Origin of the sequence: Actinoallomurus acaciae (assembly GCF_042429965.1) — a bacterium.
GTDB classification, from domain to species: domain Bacteria; phylum Actinomycetota; class Actinomycetes; order Streptosporangiales; family Streptosporangiaceae; genus Actinoallomurus; species Actinoallomurus acaciae.
Genome location: NZ_JBHLZP010000826.1, coordinates 1 through 2,455, shown reverse-complemented (window position 1 = coordinate 2,455; position 2,455 = coordinate 1). Strand labels below are relative to the sequence as shown.

Sequence of the window (2,455 nt, the reverse complement as noted above, 5' to 3'; positions counted from 1 at the left end):
CCGGCCGCTGCGCGCCGAGATCGATCGGCTGGCGCGGCGTTCGCGGCTGACCGTGGCGGGCTCGGCGGCGGGCCCGCCGGCCCTGGGCCTGACCCCACGCGAGCAGGAGGTGCTGCGCCTGGTCGCGGAGGGACGCAGCAACCGCGACATCGCCGAGGAGCTGTTCATCTCGGCGAAGACGGCGAGCGTGCACGTGTCCAACATCCTCGGCAAGCTGGGCGTGGCCAGCCGGGGCGAGGCCGCCGCCACCGCCCACCGCCTGCGCCTCGCCTGACCCGCGACGGCGTGACCGACGGCACCCGGCCACCCCCTGGACGGCGTCTCGGACGGGGGCTAGCGTCGGGCGCACATAGTCAAAAAGTTGAATATGGGGTGGGGCATGCTTTCGTTCCGTCAGGCCATCGAGGCCCGCGATCTCGCGGCGATCGAGCCGCTCTTCGCCGAGAACGCCGTCCTCAACAGCCCCGTCGCGCACCGGCCGTACACGGGCCGGGCGATCGCGGCGGCGGTCGTCCGCGGCGCCGCGCGGGTGTTCGAGGACTTCCACTACGTACAGGAGATCATCGGCGTGGACGGCCGTGACCACGCCCTCGTGTTCCGGGCGACGGTGAACGGCAGGCAGGTCCACGGCTGTGACTTCCTGCACCTGGACGACGACGGTCTCATCGACGAACTGACCGTCATGGTGCGGCCGCTGTCCGGGTTGAACGCGCTCGCCGAGGCGATGGGCGCGCAGTTCGAGCGCATCAAGCAGGAGGCGATGAGCGCGTGACCGGCCGGCTCATCGCCGCCGAACGTTACTCCGGGACGCGGGCCACGCAGAAGACGGTCTGGCCGAACGGCGGCCGGATCACCTTCTCGATGGCCCGGGTGGTCGGCACGACCGTACGGTCGTAGATCTTGACCAGCTTCGGGTCGGGGTAGCCGGCGCCGCCGCGGCGGACCGCGGCCCACCAGGCGATGCCGCCGAGGAAGTTGATCGGCTTGAGCACGTCGATGCCGAGCCCCGCGCCGGTGACCGTGGCCCGGAGCGTCTTCGGGGTGTAGCGGGTGACGTGGCCGACCTTGCGGTCGAAGTCGCCGTAGAGCTGCATGTAGCCCGGTACCCAGATGACGATGCGGCCGCCCGGCTCCACCACGGCGGCGAGGTCCTTCAGCGCCTGGACGTCGTCCTTGATGTGCTCGAGGACGTTCATCATGACGACCGTGTCGACCTTGCGCTTGATCTTGATCTCGGCGGGCAGCGCGAGGTCGAGCACCTCGACGTCGTCCCGTCCGGCGTAGCGCTTCTTGAGCTGCTCGACGCAGTAGGTGTCGTTGTCGCTGACGACGAGGTAGTCGAGCCGACCGGCGAACTGCTCGGAGAAGTGGCCGAGCCCCGAGCCGACCTCCAGCAGCGACCGCCCGACGTGCGGCGCGACCATGTCGTGCTCGTACTGCCGATAGTTGCGGGCCTCGTCACCGCCGAGGTGGTTCTCCAGCTGTCCCTCGCCGGCGGCGGGCTGGTGCTCGCCGTCGAAGGTCTCCGGGGTGTCCCGGCGGCTGCCGAGCAGCCCTAGGAGCGTGCTGGCGACGGAGTTCTTCTTGGCCTCTGGCATGCGATCACTCGCTGATGTCGACGATTTCGTTGGCCCTGACAACGGCAACGGGCGCGCGTCAGTCTATCCACAGCGGACGGCCCGGCCGTACGACTCGGGCGGGTCCGCCGTTCTCTGGAAGGTTCCTGACGGTTCCCAGCGAACTCCCATAATTCTCCATCTCGCCTCTGAACGGCGTCGGGTTCAGTGGATGACGTCAACCAAGGAGGGACACGAAGGTGAACAAGAAGGTTCTCGGTGGCGTCTCCGCCCTGGCGATCGGCGTGGTGGGTACCGGTGTCTACCTCGCGGTCCCGGCCTCCGCGGGCTCTCCGCAGGCCGTGCCCGCCGCGGCGAGCAAGCCCAAGGCGAACGCCGAACAGCGTCAGCAGGCCCGCAAGGCACTGCGCCGCCGCGTCGGCGTGCACGGCGACGCGACGGTCCGTACCAAGAAGAACGGGTTCGTCCAGGTGACCTGGCAGCGCGGCGTGCTCACCGCCAAGAGCGGGAGCACCCTTACCGTCCGCAGCCTCGACGGCACGACCTGGCAGTGGCAGACGGCCAAGGGCACGAAGTTCCACAAGGACGGCCAGAAGGCCGACCTGTCCAAGCTGTCCGTGAACGACTTCATCCTCGTCTACGGCCGGGCCGGGGCGGGCAACGCCCGCACCGCGAACCGGGTGTTCGCGCCGAAGAAGGTGCCGGCCAAGGCCACCCAGTCGCCCACGCCACAGCACAGCTAGGGCCTGCCTCGATTTGGGTCGTGGGTTTTCCACAGCCGTGCGTGTGGTCTTCTTTTGGCGTGTGGGGTGGCTTGACAATGGAAGTGGGGTCGGCGCCCCCTGGGAGGGCGGGGAGTGTCCCTGGGCGGGGAGTGT

General features: G+C 69.3%; 4 protein-coding genes. 3 read left to right on the top strand and 1 reads right to left on the bottom strand.

Going from position 1 to position 2,455, the window contains the following annotated elements; translation table 11 throughout:
- Both ACFFNX_RS47610 and ACFFNX_RS47605 read left to right on the top strand, forming a co-directional pair.
- The coding region (locus tag ACFFNX_RS47610; RefSeq protein WP_378213029.1) for a response regulator transcription factor at positions 1-274 on the top strand (274 nt) is incomplete at its 5' end.
- 105 nt (positions 275-379) lie between these two features.
- Positions 380-772, top strand: a complete 393-nt coding sequence (locus ACFFNX_RS47605) for a nuclear transport factor 2 family protein (protein WP_378213028.1) — start codon at positions 380-382, stop codon at positions 770-772.
- Between the two features lie 25 nt (positions 773-797).
- Here the strand turns inward: ACFFNX_RS47605 and ACFFNX_RS47600 are convergent, their stop codons facing one another.
- Positions 798-1,598, bottom strand: coding sequence for a class I SAM-dependent methyltransferase (locus ACFFNX_RS47600; protein ID WP_378213026.1), 801 nt, complete (start codon positions 1,596-1,598; stop codon positions 798-800).
- A 218-nt stretch (positions 1,599-1,816) separates the two neighbouring features.
- Between ACFFNX_RS47600 and ACFFNX_RS47595 the strand changes: the two genes are divergently transcribed.
- Complete coding sequence (locus ACFFNX_RS47595) at positions 1,817-2,320, top strand: FecR family protein (protein ID WP_378213024.1); 504 nt, start codon at positions 1,817-1,819, stop codon at positions 2,318-2,320.
- Positions 2,321-2,455: the final 135 nt, after the last annotated feature.

What these genes read in the sequence shown, in the direction of transcription:
- ACFFNX_RS47605 (WP_378213028.1), top strand. Translation starts at nt 380, where the DNA reads ATGCTTTCGTTCCGTCAGGCCATCGAGGCCCGCGATCTCGCGGCGATC.
- ACFFNX_RS47600 (WP_378213026.1), bottom strand. Translation starts at nt 1,598, where the DNA reads ATGCCAGAGGCCAAGAAGAACTCCGTCGCCAGCACGCTCCTAGGGCTG.